The 26019-nt window shown below is 32.5% G+C and carries 26 protein-coding genes and 1 tRNA gene; 14 read left to right on the top strand and 13 right to left on the bottom strand.

The genetic code is table 11. The features are described 5' to 3' along the window. Positions 1-8 precede the first annotated feature (8 nt). The 4 genes from HB672_RS04045 (at position 9) to HB672_RS04030 (ending at position 6037) form a co-directional block, all read left to right on the top strand. Positions 9-2405: an efflux RND transporter permease subunit gene (locus HB672_RS04045; RefSeq protein ID WP_167608125.1), complete on the top strand. Its 2397-nt coding sequence runs from the start codon at positions 9-11 to the stop codon at positions 2403-2405. Positions 2406-2448: 43 nt separating this feature from the next. Next, positions 2449-3882: an asparagine--tRNA ligase gene (gene asnS, locus HB672_RS04040; RefSeq protein WP_167608122.1), complete on the top strand. Its 1434-nt coding sequence runs from the start codon at positions 2449-2451 to the stop codon at positions 3880-3882. 93 nt (positions 3883-3975) lie between these two features. Next, the gene (gene rpoN, locus HB672_RS04035) at positions 3976-5430 is read left to right on the top strand and encodes an RNA polymerase factor sigma-54 (protein WP_167608118.1); all 1455 of its coding nucleotides are present in this window, start codon (positions 3976-3978) and stop codon (positions 5428-5430) included. Position 5431: 1 nt separating this feature from the next. After that, positions 5432-6037, top strand: a complete 606-nt coding sequence (locus HB672_RS04030; protein WP_167608115.1) for a hypothetical protein — start codon at positions 5432-5434, stop codon at positions 6035-6037. Here HB672_RS04030 and HB672_RS04025 read toward each other — a convergent pair. The 8 genes from HB672_RS04025 to HB672_RS03990 form a co-directional block, all read right to left on the bottom strand. Continuing rightward, a complete protein-coding gene (locus HB672_RS04025; protein ID WP_244306573.1) occupies positions 6032-6694 on the bottom strand; it encodes a porin family protein in 663 nt (220 codons plus the stop codon). The two genes, HB672_RS04030 and HB672_RS04025, sit on opposite strands and share 6 nt — an antisense overlap. 133 nt (positions 6695-6827) lie before the next feature. Then, positions 6828-7307 carry a biopolymer transporter ExbD gene (locus HB672_RS04020; RefSeq protein ID WP_167608109.1) on the bottom strand — a complete coding sequence of 160 codons (480 nt, stop codon included), beginning with the start codon at positions 7305-7307 and terminating at the stop codon, positions 6828-6830. A 29-nt stretch (positions 7308-7336) separates the two neighbouring features. Further along, positions 7337-7960, bottom strand: coding sequence for a biopolymer transporter ExbD (locus HB672_RS04015; protein ID WP_167608104.1), 624 nt, complete (start codon positions 7958-7960; stop codon positions 7337-7339). Between the two features lie 4 nt (positions 7961-7964). Further along, complete coding sequence (locus HB672_RS04010; RefSeq protein WP_244306572.1) at positions 7965-8411, bottom strand: hypothetical protein; 447 nt, start codon at positions 8409-8411, stop codon at positions 7965-7967. Positions 8412-8439: 28 nt separating this feature from the next. Then, positions 8440-9213, bottom strand: a complete 774-nt coding sequence (locus HB672_RS04005) for a MotA/TolQ/ExbB proton channel family protein (protein WP_167608101.1) — start codon at positions 9211-9213, stop codon at positions 8440-8442. A 121-nt stretch (positions 9214-9334) separates the two neighbouring features. Continuing rightward, positions 9335-9422, bottom strand: a tRNA-Ser gene (locus HB672_RS04000). A 74-nt stretch (positions 9423-9496) separates the two neighbouring features. Continuing rightward, positions 9497-10522 (bottom strand): asparaginase, encoded by a 1026-nt coding sequence (locus HB672_RS03995; protein WP_167608098.1) that lies wholly within the window; start codon positions 10520-10522, stop codon positions 9497-9499. 2 nt (positions 10523-10524) lie between these two features. Continuing rightward, positions 10525-11292, bottom strand: a complete 768-nt coding sequence (locus HB672_RS03990) for a TatD family hydrolase (protein ID WP_167608093.1) — start codon at positions 11290-11292, stop codon at positions 10525-10527. Between the two features lie 128 nt (positions 11293-11420). Here HB672_RS03990 and HB672_RS03985 point away from each other — a divergent pair, with 128 nt between their 5' ends. Both HB672_RS03985 and HB672_RS03980 read left to right on the top strand, forming a co-directional pair. Beyond that, positions 11421-11864 (top strand): retropepsin-like aspartic protease, encoded by a 444-nt coding sequence (locus HB672_RS03985; RefSeq protein ID WP_167608090.1) that lies wholly within the window; start codon positions 11421-11423, stop codon positions 11862-11864. A gap of 27 nt (positions 11865-11891) precedes the next feature. Continuing rightward, a complete protein-coding gene (locus HB672_RS03980) occupies positions 11892-12515 on the top strand; it encodes a response regulator transcription factor (RefSeq protein WP_167608087.1) in 624 nt (207 codons plus the stop codon). Positions 12516-12892: 377 nt separating this feature from the next. Here the strand turns inward: HB672_RS03980 and odhB are convergent, their stop codons facing one another. The 3 genes from odhB to HB672_RS03965 form a co-directional block, all read right to left on the bottom strand. Further along, the gene (gene odhB, locus HB672_RS03975; RefSeq protein WP_167608084.1) at positions 12893-14101 is read right to left on the bottom strand and encodes a 2-oxoglutarate dehydrogenase complex dihydrolipoyllysine-residue succinyltransferase; all 1209 of its coding nucleotides are present in this window, start codon (positions 14099-14101) and stop codon (positions 12893-12895) included. 26 nt (positions 14102-14127) lie between these two features. After that, entirely contained in the window at positions 14128-16887 is a 2760-nt protein-coding gene (locus HB672_RS03970; protein ID WP_167608081.1) for a 2-oxoglutarate dehydrogenase E1 component, read from the bottom strand. Positions 16888-16984: 97 nt separating this feature from the next. Then, a complete protein-coding gene (locus HB672_RS03965; RefSeq protein WP_167608076.1) occupies positions 16985-17416 on the bottom strand; it encodes an Rrf2 family transcriptional regulator in 432 nt (143 codons plus the stop codon). Positions 17417-17577: 161 nt separating this feature from the next. On the opposite strand from HB672_RS03965, the gene HB672_RS03960 reads away from it, so the two are divergent. The 8 genes from HB672_RS03960 to HB672_RS03925 all read left to right on the top strand — a co-directional run bounded on the left by HB672_RS03960 (position 17578) and on the right by HB672_RS03925 (position 24568). Continuing rightward, a complete protein-coding gene (locus HB672_RS03960; RefSeq protein WP_167608072.1) occupies positions 17578-18084 on the top strand; it encodes a cytochrome c in 507 nt (168 codons plus the stop codon). Between the two features lie 6 nt (positions 18085-18090). Beyond that, positions 18091-18669, top strand: coding sequence for a fasciclin domain-containing protein (locus HB672_RS03955; RefSeq protein WP_167608069.1), 579 nt, complete (start codon positions 18091-18093; stop codon positions 18667-18669). A 28-nt stretch (positions 18670-18697) separates the two neighbouring features. Beyond that, positions 18698-20668 carry a Sec-dependent nitrous-oxide reductase gene (gene nosZ, locus HB672_RS03950; RefSeq protein WP_167608066.1) on the top strand — a complete coding sequence of 657 codons (1971 nt, stop codon included), beginning with the start codon at positions 18698-18700 and terminating at the stop codon, positions 20666-20668. 112 nt (positions 20669-20780) lie between these two features. Continuing rightward, the gene (locus tag HB672_RS03945) at positions 20781-21380 is read left to right on the top strand and encodes a hypothetical protein (RefSeq protein ID WP_167608063.1); all 600 of its coding nucleotides are present in this window, start codon (positions 20781-20783) and stop codon (positions 21378-21380) included. Between the two features lie 34 nt (positions 21381-21414). Continuing rightward, the gene (locus tag HB672_RS03940; protein ID WP_167608059.1) at positions 21415-21852 is read left to right on the top strand and encodes a nitrous oxide reductase accessory protein NosL; all 438 of its coding nucleotides are present in this window, start codon (positions 21415-21417) and stop codon (positions 21850-21852) included. Positions 21853-21856: 4 nt separating this feature from the next. Next, entirely contained in the window at positions 21857-23092 is a 1236-nt protein-coding gene (locus HB672_RS03935; protein ID WP_208864178.1) for a nitrous oxide reductase family maturation protein NosD, read from the top strand. Next, positions 23086-23793: an ABC transporter ATP-binding protein gene (locus HB672_RS03930; protein WP_167608056.1), complete on the top strand. Its 708-nt coding sequence runs from the start codon at positions 23086-23088 to the stop codon at positions 23791-23793. Before HB672_RS03935 ends, HB672_RS03930 begins: the two co-directional genes overlap by 7 nt. Further along, the gene (locus tag HB672_RS03925; protein WP_167608053.1) at positions 23786-24568 is read left to right on the top strand and encodes an ABC transporter permease; all 783 of its coding nucleotides are present in this window, start codon (positions 23786-23788) and stop codon (positions 24566-24568) included. The genes HB672_RS03930 and HB672_RS03925 overlap by 8 nt, the downstream gene beginning before the upstream one ends. Before the next feature lie 5 nt (positions 24569-24573). Here HB672_RS03925 and HB672_RS03920 read toward each other — a convergent pair whose 3' ends face one another. Together HB672_RS03920 and HB672_RS03915 are read right to left on the bottom strand one after the other, a co-directional pair. Next, positions 24574-24924: a hypothetical protein gene (locus HB672_RS03920; RefSeq protein ID WP_167608048.1), complete on the bottom strand. Its 351-nt coding sequence runs from the start codon at positions 24922-24924 to the stop codon at positions 24574-24576. Then, positions 24924-25898 (bottom strand): polyprenyl synthetase family protein, encoded by a 975-nt coding sequence (locus HB672_RS03915; protein ID WP_167608045.1) that lies wholly within the window; start codon positions 25896-25898, stop codon positions 24924-24926. Before HB672_RS03915 ends, HB672_RS03920 begins: the two co-directional genes overlap by 1 nt. Between the last annotated feature and the right edge of the window lie 121 nt (positions 25899-26019).

Below are 26019 nucleotides of genomic sequence, written 5' to 3'. Positions count from 1 at the left end.
ATTTTGCTATGACAAAACTTTTTTCGGTTGGTTTTTGGGAAGCTATTGCTAGATTAATTCTTAGAAATAGAATTGGAATTATTCTAGTTGTAATTACTGCAACAGTCTTTTTTAGTTTGCAATGGGATAAAATGCGATTTACTTATACCGAAGCAAATTTATTACCAGATGAGCATAGTGTAAATTTAGAATACAATTCTTTTTTAGAAACGTTTGGAGAAGAAGGGAACTTAATTGTTCTTGGGATTAAAGATTCTTCACTTTTTACAGTTGAAAACTTAAATGCCTGGAATAAACTATCTACTAGTTTTAAATCTAATAAAGAAGTTGAAACAGTTGTTTCTATTTATGATCTTCAAAAATTAATAAAGAACACCCAAAAAGAGCAGTTTGATCTTGAACCGTTTATAAAGGATTCCATTAGCAATGTTAATGAACTTAAAGAGTTGCAAGAGCAACTCTTTGAGCAGTATCCTTTTTATGATAATTTCTTGTTTAATAAGGAGACCAAAACTATTAGGTCTGCTATATATCTTGAAAAATCAATTGTCAATACTCCTGCAAGAAAAGATTTTATAACTAAGATTCTTATACCAAAAATTGAAGCATTTGAGACTACCTATGGTCTCGATGTTCGTGTATCTGGAATGCCATACATACGCACCCTAAATTCACAAAATATTATTGACGAAATAAGTCTATTTATTGGTGCAGCTTTATTAGTGACTTCCTGCATTTTCTTTTTCTTTTTCAGGTCTTTTAGAGCCACCTTTATTTCAATGTTTGTAGTATTGATTGGCGTAATGTGGACCTTTGGTATTATTGGTTTATTAGAATATGAAATTACTGTACTTACAGCTTTAATTCCGCCTTTAATTATCGTTATTGGTATACCTAACTGTATATTTTTAATTAATAAATATCAGCATGAAGTAAACAAACATGGTAACAAGGCTAAGTCTTTACAGCGTGTAATTACTAAAATTGGAAATGCCACTTTAATGACCAACGTAACTACTGCGTCTGGTTTTGCAACCTTTATTATTACCGAAAGTAAATTACTAAAAGAGTTTGGTACTGTTGCTTCGCTTAGTATTCTTGGGATTTTCCTGCTATGCCTTCTTATTATTCCTATTATTTATAGTTATATGCCAATGCCAAAAGACAAGCATTTAGAGCATTTAAATAAGCGTTGGATAAATGGGTTTGTTGATTGGATGGAAAACATGGTAAGGCATAGAAAAATTACTATTTATGTAACTGCATTAATCTTGTTAATAGCTAGTATTATTGGTATTTATCAAATAAAAATATCTGGTAGTTTAATTGAAGATATGCCAAAAAAGGCTGCTTTTTTTGAAGATATTCGCTTTTTTGAAGAAGAATTTAATGGCATTATGCCATTAGAAATTATGGTGAATACCAATCGTAAAAAGGGAGTTATGAAACTCTCTACATTAAAACGAATGAACGATCTTGAGGAGCTCATTATTGAAACGCCTGAACTTTCAAAACCAATTTCTGTTGTTAGTTTGGTAAAATACTCGAAGCAAGCTTATTATAATGGCAACCTAAAATATTATCAGTTACCTACATCTCAGGAAAATAGCTTCATTCTATCTTATGCAAAAAATTCTTCAAGTGATGTAGATCTGCTTAAAAACTTTGTAGATTCTACTGGACAATATGCTAGAATTACCACGTTTATGAAAGATAGTGGTATAGATAAAATGGAACGAATTGAAGACAATCTTCGCACAAAAATTGATAAAGTATTTCCAAAAGATAGATACGATGTAATTATTACTGGAAAAGCGTATTTATTTCAAAAGGGAACCAAGTATCTAGTAAATAACCTCATCTTATCCTTATCGTTAGCCATTTTCTTAATATCGCTTTTTATGGCTTATATGTTTAGGTCATTTAGAATGATTATTGTGTCGTTAATTCCTAATTTATTACCATTGCTTATTACAGCTGGTTTAATGGGTTATTTAGGTGTACCCATAAAACCCTCCACAATCTTAGTGTTCAGTATTGCGTTCGGTATTTCGGTAGACGATACTATCCATTTCCTAGCAAAATACAGACAAGAATTGCAAGCAAATCACTGGAGGATTAAAAAATCGGTATACGCAGCATTAAGAGAAACTGGTGTCAGTATGTTCTATACCTCTATCGTATTATTCTTTGGATTTTCAGTATTTATAATATCTAATTTCGGAGGTACGGTGGCTCTTGGTGCCTTAGTATCTGGAACATTATTATTCGCTATGTTAGCCAATTTATTATTGTTACCATCTCTTTTATTATCATTAGAAAGAAGCATTGCCAACAAAGAGGTTTTAAAAGAACCTCACTTTAGAATTATTCCAGATGAAGAAGATAAAAATGCCGATAAATAATTTAGAGGAATGCCTTATCTTTGCAGCTTAAATTAAATGAACCATGAAATTAAGTACCGTTTCAGAATTACTTTCTCAAGAAACCACATTAATAGATGTAGAAGTTAAAGGTTGGGTTAGAACCTTTAGAGCCAATCGTTTTATTGCTCTAAATGATGGATCTACTATCAATAATATTCAATGCGTAGTAGATTTTGAAAATACTGATGAAGCTATTCTTAAAAGAATTACTACTGGAGCAGCGGTTTACATAAAAGGGCTTTTGGTTGAGAGTCAAGGAAAGGGCCAAAACGTTGAAGTTCAAGCAACATCAATAGAGGTTTTAGGAGATTCAGACCCAGAAACATATCCTATTCAACCTAAAAAACACTCACTAGAGTTTTTACGTGAAAATGCTCATTTGCGCACTAGAACAAATACATTTAGTGCTGTAATGCGTTTACGTTCATCATTATCATTTGCAGTTCACAAGTATTTTACTGAAAATGGATTTTATAATATGCATACACCAATTATAACTGGTAGTGATGCCGAAGGTGCTGGTGAAATGTTTCGAGTGAGTACACTCGATGCTAAAAACCCACCACTTACTGAAGATGGAAAAGTAGACTATTCTCAAGATTTCTTTGGTAAAGAAGCTAATCTAACCGTTTCTGGTCAATTAGAAGCTGAAACCTATGCCATGTCTCTTGGTAAAGTATATACGTTTGGACCAACGTTTAGAGCAGAAAACTCTAATACGTCCCGTCACTTATCAGAATTTTGGATGATAGAGCCTGAAGTAGCTTTTATGGATTTAGATGGTAATATGGATTTAGCTGAAGATTTCATGAAATCCGTATTAAATTATGTGCTAGAAAACAACAAAGAAGACTTAGCCTTTTTAGAGCAACGTCAAATACAAGAAGATAAATCGAAACCTCAAATTGAGCGAAATGAAATGACGCTTACAGACAAGCTAAGATTTGTTGTAGATAATAACTTTAAAAGAGTTAGCTATACTGAAGCTATTGATATATTAAGAAATTCTAAACCAAACAAGAAAAAGAAATTTCAATATTTAATTGATGAATGGGGAGCAGATTTACAAAGTGAGCATGAACGGTTTTTAGTTGAAAAACACTTTAAATGCCCTGTAATCTTATTTGATTATCCTGCAAACATCAAAGCGTTTTATATGCGCTTGAATGAGGATGAAAAAACAGTTCGCGCTATGGATATTTTATTCCCTGGGATTGGGGAAATAGTAGGTGGAAGTCAGCGTGAAGAACGACTAGAGGTTCTTAAAGAAAAAATGGCTGCATTAGATATTCCTGAAGAGGAACTTTGGTGGTATCTAGATTTAAGAAAATACGGAACAGCTGTGCATTCAGGATTTGGACTAGGTTTTGAACGTTTAGTAATGTTTGTTACTGGTATGGGTAACATTAGAGACGTAATTCCTTATCCAAGAACACCTCAAAATGCCGAGTTCTAATTTTTAAGAATAAATATATTTTAATAAAACAATCTTCGTTCTAACATAATGTAGATTGTTTTTTTTATTTTTACTCTAAACCCAAATAACACAATGCTTAAGCAGTATTTACAATTTAAATTATCTCAAAAATTATCGCCTCAGCAAATACAGCTGATGAAGTTAATCCAGTTACCTACACAAGCTTTTGAACAGAGATTAAAACAAGAATTGGAAGAAAACCCAGCTCTTGAAAGTGGCAAAGATAAAACAGATGAACTTGATGATGATTTCGACAATACAGAAGATTATAACGATAGTGAATCAATAAATGCTGAAGACATCAACGTTGATGAATATTTAAGCGATGATGAGATTCCTGATTATAGAATGCAGGCAAACAATTATAGCATTGATGATGAAGACAAAAGTGTGCCTTATGCTTCAGGAACATCTTTTACTCAGCATTTAAAATCACAATTAAACACATTTAGACTCGACGATGAAGAAGAGCAAATCGCTTTGTTCTTAGTAGGCAGTGTGGATGAAAGTGGTTATATAAGGCGTGAACTTTCCGATATTATGGACGATTTGGCGTTTACACAAAATGTTTATACAACCGAAGATAAAATAGAAAGTGTGCTTGCCATAGTACAGCAATTAGACCCAGCTGGAGTTGGCGCAAGAGGTTTGCAAGAATGTTTAAGTATACAATTACACCGTAAAACGCCTACGCCTAGCATTGAATTAGCTCAAAAAATTATAGACAAAGCCTTTGAGCAGTTTACAAAAAAACACTACAAAAAGCTACTACAAAAATTTGACATTACCGAAACACAACTAAAAGATGCTATTCATGAAATTGAACGCTTAAACCCTAAACCTGGTGGTTCTTTTTCAGGTAACACAAGAATGGTTGAGCATGTAGTACCCGATTTTACTATCAAAATTGTTGATGGCGAGTTAGAGTTGACGCTCAATGGGAGAAATGCTCCAGAACTCCATGTATCTAGAGAATATAATAATATGCTTAAAGGTTATAAAGAGTCTAAAGACAAATCTAAATCTCAAAAAGATGCAGTACTCTTTATAAAACAAAAACTGGATGCTGCAAAATGGTTTATTGATGCCATTAGGCAACGACAGCAAACGCTGTTTATTACTATGAGTGCCATTATGCATTATCAAAAAGAGTATTTTTTAACTGGTGATGAACGTAAGTTAAAACCAATGATTTTAAAAGATATAGCAGACGAAATAGAGATGGATGTATCTACAGTTTCGAGGGTGGCTAATAGTAAATATGTCGATACACCTTATGGTACAAAATTGATTAAAGAGTTCTTTAGTGAGTCCATGAAGAACGATCAAGGAGAAGATGTTTCCACTAGAGAGATTAAAAAAATATTGGAAACTGTTATTGAAGAGGAAAACAAAAAGAAACCACTAACCGATGAAAAACTTGCTGCAATTTTGAAAGAAAAAGGTTATCCAATCGCAAGACGTACAGTAGCTAAATACCGTGAACAATTGGACATTCCAGTGGCTAGATTAAGAAAAGAAATTTAGAATGAGTGGATTTTTAAAAAGTATATCTTATATTTTTCATCCTTTATTTATGCCGCTTCTAGGTACCGCTTTCTTTTTCTCTAAGTCGCCTAGATATCTTCCTATTGAAATAATTAAAGCAAAACTATTTTCTATAGGAATATTAACTATTGTTTTACCTATTTTACTTTATTTACTTTTAAAAACTTTGAAAAAAGTTGAAACAGTAAACCTTCCAACAACAAAAGAGCGGATTTTACCCTTGGCTCTTAACTGCATTATCATTTTTTTAGTTTTACAACGTGTGTTACCTCAAAATGAGCTTATAGAATTATACTGTTTTTTTATCGGAATATTGTTATCTACTCTAGCTTGTTTAATGTTGGCAATATTAAAATTTAAGCCAAGTATCCATATGGTAGCAGCAGGTGGAGTAATTTTGTTTTTTATTGGAATTAGTATTCATTACCATATAAATATAAATGGGTCAATAATACTTATGTGTGTTATTGCTGGAGCCATAGCAACGTCTAGATTGCATTTAAAAGCACATAATAATATAGAGCTTTTAATTGGATTATTTATTGGAATGATTCCTCAAATAATTATGCTTAACTACTGGTTATAAAATGTATAACATAATACCAATTTTTAGCATTTTAACATCCAAGTTTTCATCATCGATTTGGGCTTTAGAATCAAATATTGAATTTAAGGTATAGTGTAAATACGCATTCCAGGAGTCGTATCCAATGGCAAAAGTAAGTCCGTATTGTAATTGGTTAAAGTCCTTAATATTGTTGTTCTTTATTTGCTCCGATGCATTTTTAAATTTTGTGTTTGAAGCAAATACATATCCCAATTTTATACCTGAATAAATTCTCCAAAACTTATAGGTACTTGCCGTTGACGTACGCCAACGAAATTCTAAAGGAATCTCTACAAGATGTTGTACAAATTTATTTTTAGTGAATTCCGAGTTATCTAAAATCGCATACGTATAAGTATCATTCTGCTCTTTTGAGATTAATAGATTATGGTTTATAGAGTTTGTAGAATATCCTAACCCAATACCAATAGCTACATTGCGTCGCTTATTAATTGGCATATCTTTCATTAATCCAACGTGAAAACCACTTGAGAATCCGTTTTGACTCATCCCATTTGGCATACTCGTCAAAGTATTATATGTAACCCCAAAATAGTATTGATCTTCTTTATACTTGTGATCTAAGCTGTCAATAACTTGTACATTGTTTACCTCTTGAGCGAAAACAAGTTGCATACAGAATAATGCCAAAACAAAAAATAACAATCCTTTCATAATAGATACAATAATACAAATATAAAGCAAAAGAAAAGCACCCTAGTTTAGAGTGCTTTTCAATATTATCTAACAAATTAAGATTATTTTCTAATTAGTTATTATTAGAAACATCTCCTTGAGTTGTGGTATAATTAAGTTTTAAAGCATTCGCTTTTCTAAGTTCCTGCTTAATATCTCCAACAATTCCCATATTTGCTTCTTTATCAACTCTCAAAGAGGTTGTTAAATAAGGAATTTCTTCTTCTCTTTTAGAAGCACGTTCTGCTGCAATAAATGCTTGAATCTCACTCACTTGAGCAAACTTATCGTTTAATTGAATTCTAGCTTCATCGCCATATTTTGCTTTATAGGAGCTACTTGGTTTACCAACATAGATATACATTACCAAATTTTTCTTTTCAAGTTTTTCAATTTGATCAGCACTTGGTAATCTGTTTTCAATCATAAGCGTATCTTCTCTCATTACAGTGGCTACCATAAAAAAGAATAATAGCATAAATACAATATCTGGTAATGATGCAGTATTTACCGCTGGTAAATCGCCTCCTTTTTTCTTTTTAAACTTAGACATATTATTATGTTGTATTAAGTTTTATATTATTATTCTAGTACTTCAGAAAGTTTTTGAGGGTATTCCTTTTTTATTTGATCTATTACCTCTTCTAACTTTTTCCTATTTCCAGGCCAATTAACGTCTTTATAGTTTTTTTGCATTTCTATAAAGTTCATGTCTCTAAAACCTTGTTGAGGCCCTATTTCTAAAGCTCTTCGATTTCTTAACTCATTATAAGCACCTACCAATTCGTTTTGAACTGAGATGTAAGCCTTATAAGATGTTTCTCTATTATTCGCTAAGGAAATAATTGCTTTGTCTGGATGATCTGATGAGTTTGTGTCTCTTTTACCTTTGCAGTAATCACATTTTTGACCATCTGCATTTTCACCTCCACCATTGTCTAAAAACTCAACAGCTGCTGCTCTTAAGTCTTTAAGCTCCATCAACTCATCTTCAACAAGCAACTGATCCTTACCATTTAACAATACTGTAAATATATTTTTCTGCTTAATAACTACATCCTCTTCAGATTCTTCCATTGGAGGTAGCTTTCTGCTAATTCCAGAATCTTTTTCCATGGTAGTAGTTACTAAGAAAAATATTAACAGTAAGAAAGCAATGTCGGCCATAGAGCCTGCATTAACTTCTGGTGCTGATCTTTTTGCCATAATATTACTTAATCATTTTTTTAATTCCTGTGAACAGCATAATTCCAACTGCTATAAACACTAAAAAGTAGAATAGATACAATCCTGCCCCTACTAATTGCGAGTTACCTGCTGTTAAAACTTCACCATCTCTTAAAGGTGTTTCTACACCGTTAGCAAATCCAAAATATGCTACTAAAGCTAAAGCAACAAAAGCTCCAACATTAGTTAAGGTCTTTTTTAATGTTGCTGGATTAGAAAACATTTGTTTTACTGAAAACACTACAACTAAAAATACCATTATTCCTAATATAAGGTACGCTATGTACATAAAAGGTGATACTATGCTATCTTGTAAATCAGGCGTAGTTTCAAGAGCTTCATCTCCTGCTCCAATAATTCTTATAAGAAAGAATATTGAAATAACTCCAACTATTGCTGCAACAAGTTTTATTATTTTTTGCAAATTCATAATCTATAAAGATTTTAAGTTGTTGTTATTACTTCTTGTGTTTTACCAATAAATCCATCAACGAAATTGATGCATCTTCCATATCGTTTACAATTGCATCAATTTTTGAAATGATGTAGTTATAGAATATCTGTAATATAATAGCAACAATTAGACCAAACACGGTTGTTAGAAGTGCAACTTTAATACCTCCTGCAACTAAAGATGGTTGCATATCACCAGCAGCTTCAATTTTATCGAATGCTTGAATCATACCAATTACCGTTCCCATGAACCCTAACATTGGTGCTAATGCTATAAATAAAGATATCCAAGACACATTTTTTTCTAGTTGTCCCATTTGTACACCACCATAAGCTACAACAGCTTTTTCAGCAGCATCAATATCTTCGTCTGCACGATCTAGTCCTTGATAGAAAATAGATGCAACAGGTCCTTTTGTATTTCTACAAACCTCTTTTGCTGCTTCAACACCTCCTGATGCAAGTGCGTCCTCAACATTTTGAGTTAATTTTTTAGAATTTGAAGTAGATAAGTTTAAAAAGATAATTCTCTCAATAGCAATTGCTAATCCAAGAATTAAACATAATAACACGATTCCCATAAATCCTGGGCCTCCTTCAATAAATCTCTTTTTTAATTCCTGATGAAATCCTAGGTCTTCTTCAGCAGCAGCTCCATCTTCTTGGGCTGAAACAACCGTATTAACAATTGTTGTAGTAGTGTTCGCATTTGTACTAGCATTTACAGTTCCGAATGCCATTATACATGCGATGGCTAGAATAGAAAATAATCTTTTCATTGTTCTTGATCTTAATTTTATTAGTTAAAGCGTTAAAGATATAAAAAAATTGTAATTAAAAAATTAAAATTTATTTAGAGATTCGTCATTTCTATTAGGAAAATCGCAATTATCTCTTTTGCAGAGAGGAAGGGATTCGAACCCTCGATACGCTTTTGACGTATACACACTTTCCAGGCGTGCGCCTTCGACCACTCGGCCACCTCTCTATAACTCTATTTTTTAGTTACAGCGGCTCAAATAACAAAAAAAAGTTTAAACGTTAAAATTTTGGTTGTTAATTTTAAGATATCTCTCCACGTAATGAATTTTCGAAGTGTTCCTTAAATTTTAATGTAGATAAATTTTTGCTCAACAAATACATGAGTTTAGCTATTGCTGCTTCAGTTGTCATATCACCTCCAGAAATTACACCTATGTCTTTTAGTTGAGTACTTGTTTCATATTGACCCATGATAACACTGCCTCCAGAACATTGAGTAACGTTAATTATATGTATTCCTTTATCAATATACTCTTTTAACATATCAATAAACCAAGCTCTATTGGTTGTGTTTCCTGCTCCATAAGTTTCTAGTATTACACCTTCTAGATTTGGAGTGGAAAAAATTGAACGCATTATGTTCTCAGAAATCCCAGGAAACAATTTAATTATCGCAATATTATTGTTAAGTGTATTATGTACTTTTAATTTTTTACCTGTTTTTGGTATAAGTAAATATTCTTTGTTTACTTTAAGATGAACTCCAGATTCAGCCAAATCGGGATAATTTAAAGATGCAAAAGCTTCAAAATGTTCGGCGTTGATTTTTGTAGTTCTATTGCCACGATATAATTTATACTCAAAATAAAGGCATACTTCCTTAATGATTGGTTGCTCTTTTTCTTGTAGTGAAGCTATTTGAATAGAGGTAATTAAATTTTCTTTAGCGTCGGTACGTAAATCACCTATTGGTAATTGCGACCCAGTAAATATTACAGGTTTTCCTAAGTTCTCTAACATAAAGCTTAATGCTGAAGCTGTATAACTCATTGTATCGCTACCATGTAAAATGACAAACCCATCAAATGTAGAATAGTTTTGTTCAATTATTTCAGCTATTTGAATCCAATAATTAGGATTCATGTTTGATGAATCTATAGGTTCATCAAAAGAGATAGCTTCTATAGAACATGCCAAAAGTTTTAGCTCTGGTATTTTATCTAACAAGTTGTCAAAATCAAAAGAACGTAACACGCCAGTTTCTGGATCTTTAATCATTCCAATAGTGCCGCCTGTATATATTAATAATATGTTTGGTATCTTCATTTCTAAACTTTAAAAACTTCTTTTGAATTAGCTGTGGTAATGTTGGCAATTTCTGTTGCACTTATACCATATATATATGACAACTTATCTAGTACATTAATTATGTAACTGCTTTCATTACGCTTTCCACGATATGGTGTAGGAGCTAAATATGGTGAATCTGTCTCTAAAACTATATGCTTTAAATCTATTTGATTTAGGAATTGGTCTATCTTTCCATTTTTAAATGTCACTACACCACCAATGCCTAATTTCATATTATATGAAATTGCTCTTTGGGCTTGCTCTAATGTTCCAGTAAAGCAGTGAAAAATTCCGAATAAATCGTCTCCTTTTTCTTCTTCTAAAACTTCAAAAATCTCATCGAACGATTCTCTACAATGAATTACTATTGGTAATTTATATTTCTTGGATAATTTAATTTGACGCCTAAATGCTTCCTGCTGTATGCTTAATGTTGACTTGTCCCAATACAAGTCAATACCTATTTCGCCTATGGCAATAAATGGTCTTTCCGATAATAGCTTTTCAACGTGAGTTAGTTCTTCTTTGTAATTTTCTTTAACAGATGTTGGGTGTAAACCCATCATTAAAAACACATTCTCTGGGTAGTTTTTTTCAAGCTCAAACATCGCCTTGGTGTAAGTTGAATCTATTGCTGGAATAAAAAAGCGCGTGATTCCTTTATTGAAGGCGCGCTGCATCATCTTGTCACGATCCTCATCAAAAGCTTCACTATATAAATGAGTGTGTGTATCAGTAATTATCATTTTGTAAAAGTAAAAAAGTCATCAGTAAACATGATGCTTTTTTATTGGTAATTTAAAATACTTTCTCTTTATTTTTTTCTAGTTTGTAGTTTGGTTTACTTTTACAGCTTTCAATTTTAAACTTAAAAATGAACAAAAAGCTTAAAGATTTTCTATTTGACAAAGGCTACACTAAAGTGAAGTTAAAACTAACTAAAACCAATCATTTTGAGCTAAAAGCATCTATAAACGGGAAAAAAGGACGCTTTATTTTAGATACTGGAGCCTCTAACTCATGTGTTGATTTTGAATTTGTCGACATGTTTGGTTTACAGGTTGAAGACTCCAATATAAAAGCAGCTGGTGCTGGAGCAATAGACATGCTTACTCAAGTATCAAAAAAAAACACCCTTAAAATAGGAAAATGGAAATCAAAAAAAACTTCAATCATTCTATTTGACTTAACGCACGTAAATACTGCACTTATAAGCCATAACTCAAAACCTATACATGGAATCATTGGAGCCGATATTCTAAAAAAAACCAAGGCGATAATTGATTACAACAAGAAATATTTATATCTTAACTATTAATTAATAGCAACTCGACTAACCTCTAATATGAATCCTTCAATTATAATTGCTGATGACCATCCTTTAGTACTAAAAGGGTTACAAGATTTTCTAATTGAAAAAAACTACAACATTATTGATAGTGCTACCAATGGAAAAGAGGCTTATAAATTAATATTAAAGCACGAGCCAGATATTGCTGTTCTAGACATAAAAATGCCACACCTATCTGGCTTAGATATAGCAAAACTATGTCATGAAAAATTAGATACTAGAATTGTACTTATAACTTTTGAAAAAAATAGCACATTCTACCATCAAGCCAAACAACTTAACATTTATGGGTACCTATTAAAAGAGTTTGCTTTAGTAGAAATTGAAAATTGTTTAAATGCAGTGGCTAAGGGCACGCCATACTTTAGCAAAGAAATCGAAGATCAATTTTCAGGTGAAACGGAGCCTGTAAATATTGACGATTTAACACCTTCAGAAAAACGTATTCTAAAACTAATTGCTGAAAACAAAACTGCCATAGAAATTGCTTGCCTACTCGAGATCTCAAAAAGAACAGTGGAGAAGCACAAGAGTCATATTATTAAAAAACTAAAATTAGAATCAAAACATAACGGCCTTTTGCTGTTTGCGAAGGAAAATGAGAGCCTATTTTTATAAAATTTGAATTTTTTTAATTTTTAATTTTCTGATTTTTAGTAATTTATCTTCAAAAAAGCTACATATACGTATATATACGTATTGTTTGGTATTACTTTATTTTGCAAATTTACAGTGCTATTAATTAGTTCTTAGGGAGAATTATGGAAGGCTCTAGGTTTAATTGCTTGGAGCTTTCATTTTCTAATAAGAATCTACCCCAAATATTTATGAGTGATAATGAATAAAGACGATACTCTTTGGCGTAAAATTTTATTTATTGGATTAGTTATTATTATTGTTATGGTAATTTCTATTAATTTATTAGTTAGTTTAATATGAACAAAAAGGGTCCTTATTTATAAGCACCCTTTTTGTTTATAAAATAAATTATTACGCTACAGCTCTAAAGCTTTCTTAACGTCATTATTCATTAATAATTCAATAGGATTTTCTAATGCTTCTTTAACCGCTACCAAGAAACCTACAGATTCTTTACCATCGATAATTCTGTGATCATAGGATAATGCAACAAACATTATTGGTCTAATTTCAACTTTTCCATTAATAGCTACTGGACGCTCAACAATATTATGCATTCCTAAAATTCCACTTTGTGGAGGGTTAATAATTGGTGTAGATAACATACTACCAAATACTCCACCGTTAGAAATTGTGAATGTTCCACCTGTCATTTCATCAACAGTAATTTGTCCGTCACGAGCACGAATTGCTAATCTTTTAACTTCAGATTCAATACCTCTAAATGATAATTTTTCAGCATTTCTTATGACAGGAACCATCAATCCTTTTGGTCCAGAAACTGCAATAGAAATATCTACAAAATCATAACTCAGCATTTCTTTTCCATCAATCATAGAATTTACAGCTGGATACATTTGCAATGCTCTTACAACTGCTAATGAGAAAAAACTCATGAAGCCTAAACTTACACCGTGTTTTTCTTTAAATTCTTCTTTGTATTGCTTGCGTAAATCGAAAATTGGTGACATATCTACTTCGTTAAAAGTAGTTAGCATTGCTGTTGTGTTTTTTGCTTCTACCAAACGTTCGGCAACTTTACGACGAAGCATGGACATTTTACTTCTAGAAGTACCTCGACCTTCCACATTTACCTCTTGACCCATAGAAGGTACAGCTTTTACCGCATCTTCTTTAGTCACACGACCATCTCTTCCTGTGCCTTTAACCTGTGATGCTTCCATTCCTTTTTCTGCTAATATTTTATTTGCAGCTGGACTTGGTGTACCTGTGGCGTATGTTTCACTTGAAGGAACTGTTTTTACTTCTATTTGAGAAACTTCAGTCTTCTCAAGCTTTTTTGTTGTTTCAGATCCTTCAGGTTTTGCCGCACTTGTATCAATTAAACAAACCACTTGCCCAACAGCAACTGCATCTCCTTCTTCTGCTTTTAAAGTAATAGTCCCGCTGGCTTCAGCTGGCAACTCAAGTGTTGCTTTGTCGCTATCTACTTCGGCAATGGCTTGGTCTTTTTCTACATAATCTCCATCTTCTACCAACCACTCCGCTATTTCAACTTCGGTGATTGATTCTCCAGGTGATGGAACTTTCATTTCTAAAATCATTCTATATATATTTTAGTTGTATATTATTATCTACGTTGGTTATTTTTTGTTTTATCAAAGACATAATCAATTACCTGTTGATGTCGCCTTTTACTTCTTGTTGAACTTCCTGCAGCTGGTGCACTATAAGTTCTTCTTGTAGCTGCTCTCCATGTTCTAGCTTCATCAATATGCATCATCATATGGCTATAAGCTCCCATGTTTCTTGGTTCTTCTTGCGCCCAAACTATGTCTTCAGCATTTTTATATTTATTTATTACTTCACGAATATCTTCTATTGGTAATGGAAATAATTGTTCTATTCTTACTAAAGCAACGTCTTTCCTTTTAAGATTTTCTTGCTCTTCTAATAAATCATAATAGAACTTTCCTGTTACAAAAACTAATGTTTTTACTTGTTCTGCTTCTGCTTTTTTATCGTCTATTAACATTTGAAAACTTCCGTTAGCAAATTCATCAACAGTAGAAACTACTAGTGGATGGCGTAATAAGCTTTTGGGAGTAAATACAATTAATGGTTTTCTAAATTTCGCTTTCATTTGTTTTCGCAACAAATGGTACATATTTGCAGGCGTTGTACAGTCTACTACAAACATATTGTCTTTTGCACACATTTGAAGATAACGTTCCATACGTGCTGAAGAATGTTCTGCTCCTTGACCTTCATAACCATGTGGTAATAACATAACTAAACCGTTTTGTAGTTTCCACTTATCTTCTGCTGCTGTTATGTATTGGTCTAACATAATTTGTGCTCCATTGCTGAAGTCACCAAATTGTGCTTCCCAAATGGTTAGTGTTTTTGGGCTAGCCATAGCATAACCGTAATCAAAACCTACCACACCATATTCTGATAATAGTGAGTTGTAAATAAAGAACTTTCCTTGTGTATCGCTTATGTTGTTATGCAGTATAATTTCTTCTTCACTATCTTCTACCTTTACAACAGCATGACGATGCGAAAACGTGCCACGTTCTACGTCTTGCCCTGAGATACGCACATCATAACCTTCTTCTAATAATGTTCCGTATGCCAAATGCTCTGCCATTGCCCAATCCATTTTGCCTTCGTCAAACATGGTTTGTCTTGACTCTATAAGGCGAGATATTTTTCGGATAAATTTTTTATCCTTTGGAAGATTAGAAAGTACTTTAGTGATTTTTGCTAATTCTTCTCTATCATAAGAAGTGTCTACAGCTTTCATCATTTTATCCTCTTCTGCTGTAATATAGTTTTCCCATTCATTACTCATAAATGGAGTGATTTCCGTTTTCTTAATTTTTCTAGAATCTTCTAGTTTTTCTTCTAATTTTGATTTGTAATCTTTTTCTAATTGTTTAACATAATCATCATTAATCACACCTTCAGCAATTAATTTATCAGCATAAATATCTCTTGGGTTTTTATGTTTTGCAATTGCTTTATATAATAATGGTTGCGTAAATTTAGGTTCATCACCTTCATTATGCCCATATTTTCGGTAACCCAGTAAATCTATAAATACATCGCGCTTAAACTTCATTCTAAAATGTAACGCAAATAAAACAGCATGCACTACAGCCTCAGCATCGTCGGCATTAACGTGCAGCACAGGGGAAAGTGTAACTTTAGCGACATCTGTACAATATGTGCTTGAACGTGCATCTCGATAATTAGTAGTAAATCCAATTTGGTTATTTACAACAATGTGAATAGTTCCATTGGTTTTATAGCCTTCTAACTGTGCCATTTGTATCACTTCATATACCAATCCTTGTCCAGCAATTGCTGCATCACCATGTACAATAATAGGTAGTACTTGCGATGGGTTTTCTGGATATTTATCGTCTTGCTTTGCTCTAGCTATACCCTCCACTACGGCTCCAACAGTTTCTAAATGCGATGGATTTGGTGCAATATTTAAATTTATTTTTTTTCCAGCATCTGTAATTCGGTCACTAGTCCAGCCTAAATGGTATTTTACATCCCCATCAAAAACTTCTTGTTCATAATCTTTACCGTCAAACTCACTAAAAATGTCTTTAGCTGATTTACCAAAGATATTAGTAAGAGTGCTTAAGCGACCACGATGAGCCATCCCCATCACAAACTCTTTTACATCATATTCTGAAGCTTTTTCAATTAGAGCATCTAAAGCTGGAATTAATGATTCTCCACCCTCTAAAGAAAATCGCTTTTGCCCAACGTATTTGGTGTGTAAAAAATTCTCGAAAGAAACTGCTTCATTTAGTTTTTTAAGGATGTGTGTCTTTTCTTCAGTAGAAAATTTTGGCTGATTATCGTTTATATTTAACTTACTTTGAATCCACTCAATTTCATCTGGCTTACGTATATACATATACTCTACACCAATAGAGTTGCAGTAAATAGCCTCAAGATGTGTTCTAATTTCCCTGAGTGTTTGTTTACCCAATCCTAAAATATCTCCAGCATTAAATACGGTATCTAAATCACTTTGAGACAGACCGAAATTTTCAATTTCCAATGTAGGCGCATATTTACGTCTAGCACGAACTGGGTTTGTTTTTGTAAATAAATGACCTCTATTTCTGTAACCATCAATTAGTTTAACTACTTGAAATTCTTTTTGAACATGTTCTGGTATTTGTGTTGAAACACCTTCAATAATTTCGCCTTCTAAACCATAGTTCTCACTTCCAAAATCATAACCTTGAAAAAAGGCCCTCCAGCTTGGTTCTAAAGAGTCTGGGTTTTGTAAATATTGCTCGTATAAGTCAGCAAAGTATGCTGTATGTGCTGCGTTTAAAAAGGAATACTTGTCCATTATTTTTTTTAAGACTTTCTTAAGTCAAGAAAATTTTTTCAAAAATACAACTTTTAGTAAAATGTGATGTCTTTTTTTTCTATTAAAAACACATCTTTTATAATGGTAAGAAAACCTTACCTTGTTCTATTTGTATAGAAAATTCATCGATAGTATTTTGATTGAGACTTTGAATAAATTTTGACCTACTTGGGCTTGCTAAATCATGTAAAGGACATGGCTTATCTGCATTACACTTTTCTAAACTTAACAAACAAGAATTAAACTTATCGTTACCATCAATTACATTAACAATATCCATAAGAGTATACTGTACGTTTTCTTTACTTAAAAAAAACCCTCCTTTAGGTCCTTTCTTTGAAGATATTATGCCACCTCTTGATAATTCTTGTAATAATTTGGCTAAATAAGCTTGCGGCACATTAATTGGTGCTGCCAAATCTTTGACCATTATTCTATGGCTCTCACTAGAGTTAACAGCCAAAAATAGCACTGCTTTAATAGCATATTTTGATGAGTTTGAAAACATTGTTCAAGTATACTTAATTCTTAACAAAGGTAAAAAAGAGTTTTATATCTTAAATATGACTTTTGTCATATTTTAATGCTCCTTTAGGTTTTATTTTTGCCCAATAAAATTATTTTCACATTTTTTTATATAGCACATAAATCGAATAAATCTAAAACAAAATGAAATCAACACTAAAAATTTTAACACTAGTAATTACTCTATTCGCATTGAGCTGTGGTGGTGGGGAAGAAAAGAAAGAAGAAAAGACAAAAGTACAGCTTAAAAGGCAGCCTACAACTAAGAAAGTAGAATCAAAATCAAATGATACCAAGCCTTCAGAAACTATTGATTTAACAAATAAAGGAGTTGGGCCTATTACATCCATGGATATTTCTGCTCCGGTAGATGAAGCTATGGTTGCAAAAGGCAAAGAAGTATTTGATAAAATGTGTACTGCTTGCCACAGAGTTGGTAAGAAGTTTATAGGTCCTGCTCCAAATGGTATCCTTGAAAGACGTACTCCAGAATGGGTAATGAATATGATTTTAGACCCAGAAGGGATGACACAAAAAGACCCTTTGGCTAAAGCTTTATTAATGGAGTTTAACGGTTCGCCTATGGCTAATCAAAGCTTAACAGAAGATGAGGCTAGGGGTGTATTAGAATACTTTAGAACATTAAAATAAACAGATATGAAACTAATTAAACATCTATTTTTTGTTTTTGCTTTAGTAGCATTGGTTTGCTCATGTAAAAACGAAAACAAAGAAGCCTCAACGACCTCTACAGCAAATCAAGCTGGTGAAACAACAGAAAGATCTGGTCAAGCTTTTATTAGTGATGATGAAGGCACACCAAATTGTTTGCAAATTGCTATTGGATCACCTGATCATAAAACACTTGTTGCTGCAGTACAAGCTGCTCAGGTTGAAAATGCATTAGTTAATGTAGGACCTCTTACAGTTTTTGCTCCAACAGACGCAGCTTTTGCTGCTTTACCTGAAGGTACTGTTGAGAATTTAGTAAAACCAGAAAATAAAGCTACGTTATCAGATATTTTAAAATATCATGTTACACCTGGAAATTTGAGCACTTCTATTTTAACTAAACTACCAAAATTGGGGCAAGCAAATAACCAAGATGTGCAAATTGAGGTTATTGATGGAAAACCTGTAATTGGAGGAGCAAACATAATTGCTAGTGTAAAAGCTGGGAATGGTATTGTTCATGTTATTGACAAAGTACTTTTACCACCTGCAAAAGATAAATAATCAAACACTAATCAAATATAATTTAACAATGAAGAATTTATTAAAATCAATAGTTGCAATAGTAAGTGTGTCTGTTGCATTTACAAGTTGTAATAATGCAACATCATCAGATAGTAAATCTGGAGCTTTATCTGGAAATGTTGCTGAAAAAGTATATGTGGCTCCAGGAGAACACGACGAATTTTATGCGTTTGTTTCAGGTGGATTTAGTGGACAATTAGCAGTTTACGGATTACCATCAGGACGTTTATTTAAAGTGATTCCTGTATTCTCTCAAGATGCGGAAAAAGCTTATGGTTACAATGAAGAAACAAAACCTATGTTAAACACATCTCATGGGTTTGTGCCTTGGGATGACAGTCACCATCCAGATATTTCACAAACGGAAGGAGTAATTGATGGTCGTTGGGTATTTATTAATGGTAATAACACACCACGTATAGCGAAAATTGACTTATCAACTTTTGAAACTACTGAAATTATTGAAGTACCAAATAGTGCAGGTAATCACAGTTCATCTTTTGTAACTGAAAATACTGAATATGTAGTTGCAGGAACACGTTTCTCTGTACCAGTTCCACAAAGAGATATGCCAATTAAAGATTACAAAGGAAACTTTAAAGGTGCATTAACCTTTATTTCAGTTGAGCCAGAGCATGGTAATATGGACATCAAATTTCAATTGATTATGCCAGGTTTTGATTACGATTTATCGCATCCAGGCCGTGGAAAATCTCATGGATGGTTCTTCTTCTCAACATATAATACTGAAGAAGCTAGCACACTTATGGAAGTGAACGCTTCGCAAAATGATAAAGATTTTATTGCTGCAGTAAACTGGAAAAAAATTGAAGAATACGTTAATAATGGAGGAGGAACTATGATGCCTGCAAATTATGCACATAACGTTTATGATGAAGCAACTCATTCAGCAACTTCTACAATGAAGAAAGAAGTGCTTACTGTTAATCCATTAGATGTACCAGGAGCAGTTTATTTAATGCCGACTCCAAAATCACCTCATGGTTGTGATGTAGATCCAACTGGTGAGTACATTGTTGGTAGTGGTAAACTTTCTGCTAATTTAACAATACATTCATTTACCAAAATGTTGGATGCTATTGAAAATGAAAAATTTGCTGGAGATGCTTATGGCATTCCTATTATTGAATTTGAAGCTTCACTAGCTGGAGTAGTAGAGCAACCAGGATTAGGGCCTTTACATACAGAGTTTGATGATAAAGGAAATGCTTATACTACCTTCTTTATTTCATCAGAGGTTGTAAAATGGAAAGTTGGTACATGGGAAGTTATTGACAGACAGCCAACTTATTATTCTGTTGGTCACTTAATGATTCCAGGAGGAAACTCAAGAAAACCTTTTGGGAAATATGTGCTTGCTATGAATAAAATTACTAAAGACCGTTATTTACCAACAGGTCCAGAAGTTACTCAATCTGCTCAATTGTATGACATTTCAGGTGAAAAAATGCAATTGTTATTAGATTTTCCAACAGTTGGTGAGCCTCACTATGCGGCTGGTGCTCCTGCAGATATAATAAAACCACGTTCTAAAAAATTGTTCAACCTTGAAGATAATGAGCATCCTTATGCAGCAAAAACTGAAGCTGACACTAAAGTTGTAAGAGATGGGAAAACAGTTCATATTTACATGACAACTATTCGTAGTCACTTTTCACCAGATAATATTGAAGGTATCAAAGTAGGAGACAAAGTTTACTTCCATGTAACTAATTTAGAGCAAGATTATGATGTACCACATGGTATAAGTATAATTGGAGCTAATACTTCAGAATTACTTATCATGCCTGGACAAACTGAGACATTTGCTTGGGAACCAAAACAAGAAGGGGTTTGGCCTTTCTATTGTACAGATTTCTGTTCTGCACTGCATCAAGAAATGCAAGGATATGTTAGAGTATCTGCAGCTAATTCTAACACACCGCTTAGATGGTCGCTTGGTGAAGACATTGAATAATAAAAATTAGGAGAATTTTGTTTTAGTGTTTATTTTCCTATCAAGGCGAGAGCTGTCTTTTCGCTCTCGCCTTTCTTTTTAAAACACTATTTTAAACCTCAAAAAAAATGTCATGAAGAAGTCTAATATCATCATGTTTATTGCAGCAATATTACCTTTAGGGCTATTCTTATTTCCGCTTTGGAAAATCACCCTAGAAGCACCACAGTACCCAACACCTCTGGGAATGTATATCCATATTAATGATTTTTCGGACGCAAATCCGCATGATATAAAAAATATCAACCTAATGAACCATTATGTTGGTATGAAATATATTCCTGAAGCTATTCCTGAATTTAAAATATTTCCAGCTGGAATATTAATTACCACAGTAATAGGGCTAATCATTGCTTTTAAAGGCAACTACAAATGGTTTCTGTTTTGGTTTATTTTAATGATGGCGTTAAGTAGTGCTGGACTGTATGATTTTTATATTTGGGAACATGATTATGGACACAACTTAGACCCAAAAGCAATCATGAAATTTACAAACCCTGATGGTACACAAATGGGCTTTCAGCCACCACTGTTTGGGACTAAAGATATTCTAAACTTTAGAGCACACTCGTATCCAAGATTAGGGGCTTACTTTTTAGGGCTTGGGATTGCAGCATCATTTTTTGCGTATCTTGTCGGTAAGAAAACCCATAAAAAAACTTTAAGTATGTAGAGGAGAAAAGACAAAATACTAAAAACACTAAAAAATGCAAACACTAAAACACTATTTAATTGCTGCATTATTGCTAATTCTTTTTAGCTGTAATGTATCACCTAAAGCTATAGAATATGGTAGTGATGGTTGTCACTTTTGTAAGATGACCATTGTAGATAAAGTCCATGCTGCCGAAATTGTTACCAAGAAAGGCAAAGTCTATAAATTTGATGCTACAGAATGCATGGTCAATTTTATGGATGACTTTGACACCAATGAAATAGAATTATATTTATCCAATAACTATACAGAGCCAGAGGCTCTAATTGATGCAACTCAAGCAACTTTTTTAATTAGTGAGAATATCCCAAGTCCAATGGGAGCTTTTTTATCTGCTTTTAAAAATAAAGCAGATGCTGAGAAAATGCAAGCTGATAAAGGAGGTGAGTTACACACTTGGAACGAACTATTAGCTCATTTAAACAATTAATTTCATGAATAAATTATTTGTTTTTTTAGCAGTCATTTTATTGGCTCAAACAAGTTATACTCAAAACATTGAGGTATGCAATACGTGTCCAACTTCATCGTTGAAGGATGCCATTCTTCAAGCTAAAGGCTTTGATACAATTACAGTAAAAAAAGGCACTTATAAAGAGTATGATATTATTATTGACAAACCACTAACCATTATTGGTGAAGACTACCCTGTTATTGATGGTGAACTAAAAGGTGAAATAATAACCATAATATCGGATAATGTAACTGTTGACGGTTTGTTCATTATTAATGTTGGCACAAGTTACACAGAGGATTTTGCTGCAATTCGAGTGAGAAAAAGTAAGAATTTTGTAATTCAGAATTTAGTGTTAGAAAAACTTTTTTTTGGCATATACATTGAAAAATCAAGTTACGGAAAAGTATATCATAACAAAATAATAGGCGACGCCGTTGAAGAATACAATTCTGGCAATGGCATACAACTTTGGTATAGTAATCATATAGAAATAGAGCATAATTACGTGGAACATGTTCGCGATGGTATTTATTTAGAATTTTCAGATGATTGTTTAATTAAAAACAATGTGAGTGCCGAAAATCTTAGATATGGTTTGCATTTCATGTTCTCTAACGACGATGTCTATCAAGACAACACTTTTGAAAATAATGGTGCTGGAGTAGCAGTAATGTTTTCTAAAAAAATAAAAATGCTTAACAATATATTTAAAGAAAATTGGGGAACTGCATCCTATGGCATGCTTTTAAAAGAAATTAATGATGCCGAAATTATTGGAAACACGTTTGAAGAAAATACCATAGCAATTAACATTGAAGGTTCAAATAGAATTGTTTATAAAAATAATAATTTTATAAACAATGGTTGGGCAATTAAAGTTCGAGGTGCCTGCTATACCAATAGCTTTGTCGAGAATAATTTTTTATACAATTCTTTTGATATTTCATATAATAGTAAAATAAATGACAATGTGTTCGATAGAAATTATTGGAGCAATTATACTGGTTATGATTTAGACAAAGATGGCGTTGGAGATGTGCCTTACAGACCTGTAAAATTATTCTCATACATTGTAAACCGTACACCAGAAACTATTATTTTATTACGTAGTATGTTTATAGATATTATCGATTTCTCAGAAAAAGTATCTCCTGTTTTTACACCAGATAATTTAATGGATAACAACCCTTCAATTAAAAAAATAACATGGTAAGTATAAAAAATTTACACAAAAAATTTGGTAAAAACCAGGTGCTTAAAGGCGTTGACCTATATATTAATGATGGTGGAATTTTTGCTGTACTTGGCCCAAATGGTTCAGGTAAAACAACGTTAATTAAGTCTATTCTAGGGATGGTAATCCCCAATAAAGGCATTATAGAAGTGTTAGGGAATAACATCAAAAAAAACTCAGACTATAGGCATAAGATTGATTATTTACCACAAATCGCCAATTTCCCAAGTAATTTAAAGGTTAAAGAGTTAATCAAAATGATTAAGGATTTACGTAAAGACACTGATGAAGATGAACGTTTAATAAAGCTTTTTAAATTAGAACCTTTTTTAGATAAAAAACTTGGAAACCTATCTGGAGGCACAAAGCAAAAAGTAAACCTTGTGCTAACCTTTATGTTTGATAGCCCATTAATAATTTTAGACGAACCAACTACAGGCTTAGACCCAATTTCGCTTATTAGATTAAAAGATTTAATTCAAACCGAAAAAGGAAAAGGGAAAACCATATTAATTACATCACATATTATGAGTTTTGTCGAAGAAGTGTCAGATGAGATTGTATTTATATTAGAAGGTAAAATATACTTTAAGGGTACCATTCAAGATTTAAAAACCAAGACCAAGCAGCCAGATTTTGAGCATGCTATTGCGTCTATATTAACAGAGAATCATGCTTAAAATATTAAAATATAGTTTTTACGATTTAATGCGAAGTCGCTGGAGTTATGTGTACTTTGCGTTTTACTTATTGCTTGGAGTTGTACTTCTATTTTTAAATAATGACTTATCAAAAGCAGTCATTACCTTAATGAATGTTATTATTGTTCTCGTTCCTTTAATTGGAACCATTTTTGGTGTGATGTACTACTATAATTCCAAAGAATTTACCGAGTTATTATTGGCTCAACCCTTAAAACGTTCCTCTATTTTTCTTGGACAGTATTTAGGTGTTGCTTTATCGCTTTCTATGAGTTTAATACTAGGTTTAGGTATTCCATTCGTGTTTTATGGTTTATTTGAAAGTAGTGCCATTTGGGATTTTTCACTATTACTTATTACTGGAACATTTCTCACACTAATATTTACAGCTTTAGCATTTAATATAGCCTTGTCAAACGAAAATAAAATAAAAGGCTTTGGTTATGCTATCTTATTATGGCTCTTTTTAGCAGTAATTTATGATGGCTTGTTTTTAATGACCCTAATTATGTTTGAAGACTATCCTCTTGATAAATTATCATTGGTAGGCACCATGCTAAATCCAATAGATTTATCACGAACACTTATTCTACTAAAGTTGGATATATCTGCATTATTAGGTTATACAGGCGCTGTGTTTAAAGAATTTTTCGGCACCAACTTTGGACTTATAGTGTCTTTTACTATGCTTACAGTTTGGGTAATTTTACCTGTACTTCGAATTGTTTTTAAATCGAAAAGAAAAGATTTTTAAACATTTTATTTGTACTGTTGCTTATACCAAACTTTTTGCCACTCTCTTAGTAGTATTAAAAATGTGACTTGTTCTGAAAGTAATACAATATCACTACCATCTAATTGCTTTATTTTATGCTCTGGAACATCAATAATGTATAGTACATTTAAATACTCTGCGAACTTTTCTTGAATTAATTTAAAAATTGTTTCGTGAAGTAAAAACTTAAGACTAGTGGGTAAAATGTCTTCATCAAAATCCAAATCAATATTTGCTAGTAAAAAATCTTTATTAAGTTGTTTTACTAGCTTATTATATAAGTTAACTTGGTTGGCTTGAGTTATTAGCTCTTCAAAATTTTTGGGTTGTAGCATTATACACTTCTATTCATTAACGCATTTCCAAACTCTTTAAGGAGCCTTTTCTTTTCTGCTGAAATAGTTATGGAATTTAAAACACTAAATGCCTTTTGCGTATAACTTTCAATAACATCCCTTGTTGCTTTTGAAGCTCCACTTTCATCAAAAATTTGTTTAACCTTTATAATTTTTTCACCATTATTTGATGAAGAGTCATCATAAAATTGTAATAATTCCTTCTTCTGATTATCAACTGATAATTCTAGTGCTTTTAAAAACAAGTAGGTTTTTTTGTTTTCAATAATATCACCTCCAACTTGTTTTCCAAAGGTTTCAGGGTTTCCAAAAGCATCCAAATAATCATCTTGTAATTGAAATGCTATTCCCAAATTTTTTCCAAACTCATAAATGCTATTTTGGTCTTCAATCGAAGCATTAGCAACAATAGCTCCCATTTTCATTGCAGCACCTACTAAAACAGCAGTTTTGTATTCAATCATTTTTAAATACTCAGGGATGGTCACATTGTTTCTGGTTTCAAAATCAATGTCGTATTGCTGACCTTCGCAAACTTCTATGGCTGTTTTACTAAATAATTTGGCTAAATCTTTAAAAGTGTCACCCTCGTAATTTTCAAACAATTGATACGCTAAAATCAACATGGCATCGCCAGATAAAATGCCTGTGTTTAAATCCCATTTTTCATGAACAGTTTGCTTCCCTCTACGCAAGGGTGCATCGTCCATAATATCATCATGAATTAATGAAAAATTATGAAAAACCTCAACTGCTAATGCCGCGTCTAGAGATTTTTGGTAATTATCGTCAAAAATCTCTGTAGTCATTAATGTAAGTACTGGACGCAAACGTTTTCCGCCCAACCCTAAAATATACTCTATAGGTTCGTACAAGTTATTTGGCGCTTTAGGTGTTGCAAAATCATTTAAATAATTTACAAACACCTTTTGATATTTTTCTATGGATAACATTTCGCAAAAATAAAGCAATTCCCAATAATAAATAGCACCTATAAACAATCCAATGTTAAATAATTATTAAAACTTTGGAAACTTCTTTGGTTTTTTAAGTTTCCACTCGTACTTTTGCACT

Source organism: Gaetbulibacter sp. S0825 (assembly GCF_011777505.1).
Classification (GTDB): domain Bacteria; phylum Bacteroidota; class Bacteroidia; order Flavobacteriales; family Flavobacteriaceae; genus Pontimicrobium.
Note: the sequence above shows the minus strand (reverse complement) of the source record. Positions and strands in the feature narration are given on the sequence as shown.

Coding starts and splice junctions, on each gene's coding strand:
- HB672_RS04045 (WP_167608125.1), top strand. CDS start 9: ATGACAAAACTTTTTTCGGTTGGTTTTTGGGAAGCTATTGCTAGATTA.
- asnS (WP_167608122.1), top strand. CDS start 2,449: ATGAAATTAAGTACCGTTTCAGAATTACTTTCTCAAGAAACCACATTA.
- rpoN (WP_167608118.1), top strand. CDS start 3,976: ATGCTTAAGCAGTATTTACAATTTAAATTATCTCAAAAATTATCGCCT.
- HB672_RS04030 (WP_167608115.1), top strand. CDS start 5,432: ATGAGTGGATTTTTAAAAAGTATATCTTATATTTTTCATCCTTTATTT.
- HB672_RS04025 (WP_244306573.1), bottom strand. CDS start 6,694: ATGCAACTTGTTTTCGCTCAAGAGGTAAACAATGTACAAGTTATTGAC.
- HB672_RS04020 (WP_167608109.1), bottom strand. CDS start 7,307: ATGTCTAAGTTTAAAAAGAAAAAAGGAGGCGATTTACCAGCGGTAAAT.
- HB672_RS04015 (WP_167608104.1), bottom strand. CDS start 7,960: ATGGCAAAAAGATCAGCACCAGAAGTTAATGCAGGCTCTATGGCCGAC.
- HB672_RS04010 (WP_244306572.1), bottom strand. CDS start 8,411: ATGAATTTGCAAAAAATAATAAAACTTGTTGCAGCAATAGTTGGAGTT.
- HB672_RS04005 (WP_167608101.1), bottom strand. CDS start 9,213: ATGAAAAGATTATTTTCTATTCTAGCCATCGCATGTATAATGGCATTC.
- HB672_RS03995 (WP_167608098.1), bottom strand. CDS start 10,522: ATGAAGATACCAAACATATTATTAATATATACAGGCGGCACTATTGGA.
- HB672_RS03990 (WP_167608093.1), bottom strand. CDS start 11,292: ATGATAATTACTGATACACACACTCATTTATATAGTGAAGCTTTTGAT.
- HB672_RS03985 (WP_167608090.1), top strand. CDS start 11,421: ATGAACAAAAAGCTTAAAGATTTTCTATTTGACAAAGGCTACACTAAA.
- HB672_RS03980 (WP_167608087.1), top strand. CDS start 11,892: ATGAATCCTTCAATTATAATTGCTGATGACCATCCTTTAGTACTAAAA.
- odhB (WP_167608084.1), bottom strand. CDS start 14,101: ATGATTTTAGAAATGAAAGTTCCATCACCTGGAGAATCAATCACCGAA.
- HB672_RS03970 (WP_167608081.1), bottom strand. CDS start 16,887: ATGGACAAGTATTCCTTTTTAAACGCAGCACATACAGCATACTTTGCT.
- HB672_RS03965 (WP_167608076.1), bottom strand. CDS start 17,416: ATGTTTTCAAACTCATCAAAATATGCTATTAAAGCAGTGCTATTTTTG.
- HB672_RS03960 (WP_167608072.1), top strand. CDS start 17,578: ATGAAATCAACACTAAAAATTTTAACACTAGTAATTACTCTATTCGCA.
- HB672_RS03955 (WP_167608069.1), top strand. CDS start 18,091: ATGAAACTAATTAAACATCTATTTTTTGTTTTTGCTTTAGTAGCATTG.
- nosZ (WP_167608066.1), top strand. CDS start 18,698: ATGAAGAATTTATTAAAATCAATAGTTGCAATAGTAAGTGTGTCTGTT.
- HB672_RS03945 (WP_167608063.1), top strand. CDS start 20,781: ATGAAGAAGTCTAATATCATCATGTTTATTGCAGCAATATTACCTTTA.
- HB672_RS03940 (WP_167608059.1), top strand. CDS start 21,415: ATGCAAACACTAAAACACTATTTAATTGCTGCATTATTGCTAATTCTT.
- HB672_RS03935 (WP_208864178.1), top strand. CDS start 21,857: ATGAATAAATTATTTGTTTTTTTAGCAGTCATTTTATTGGCTCAAACA.
- HB672_RS03930 (WP_167608056.1), top strand. CDS start 23,086: ATGGTAAGTATAAAAAATTTACACAAAAAATTTGGTAAAAACCAGGTG.
- HB672_RS03925 (WP_167608053.1), top strand. CDS start 23,786: ATGCTTAAAATATTAAAATATAGTTTTTACGATTTAATGCGAAGTCGC.
- HB672_RS03920 (WP_167608048.1), bottom strand. CDS start 24,924: ATGCTACAACCCAAAAATTTTGAAGAGCTAATAACTCAAGCCAACCAA.
- HB672_RS03915 (WP_167608045.1), bottom strand. CDS start 25,898: ATGTTATCCATAGAAAAATATCAAAAGGTGTTTGTAAATTATTTAAAT.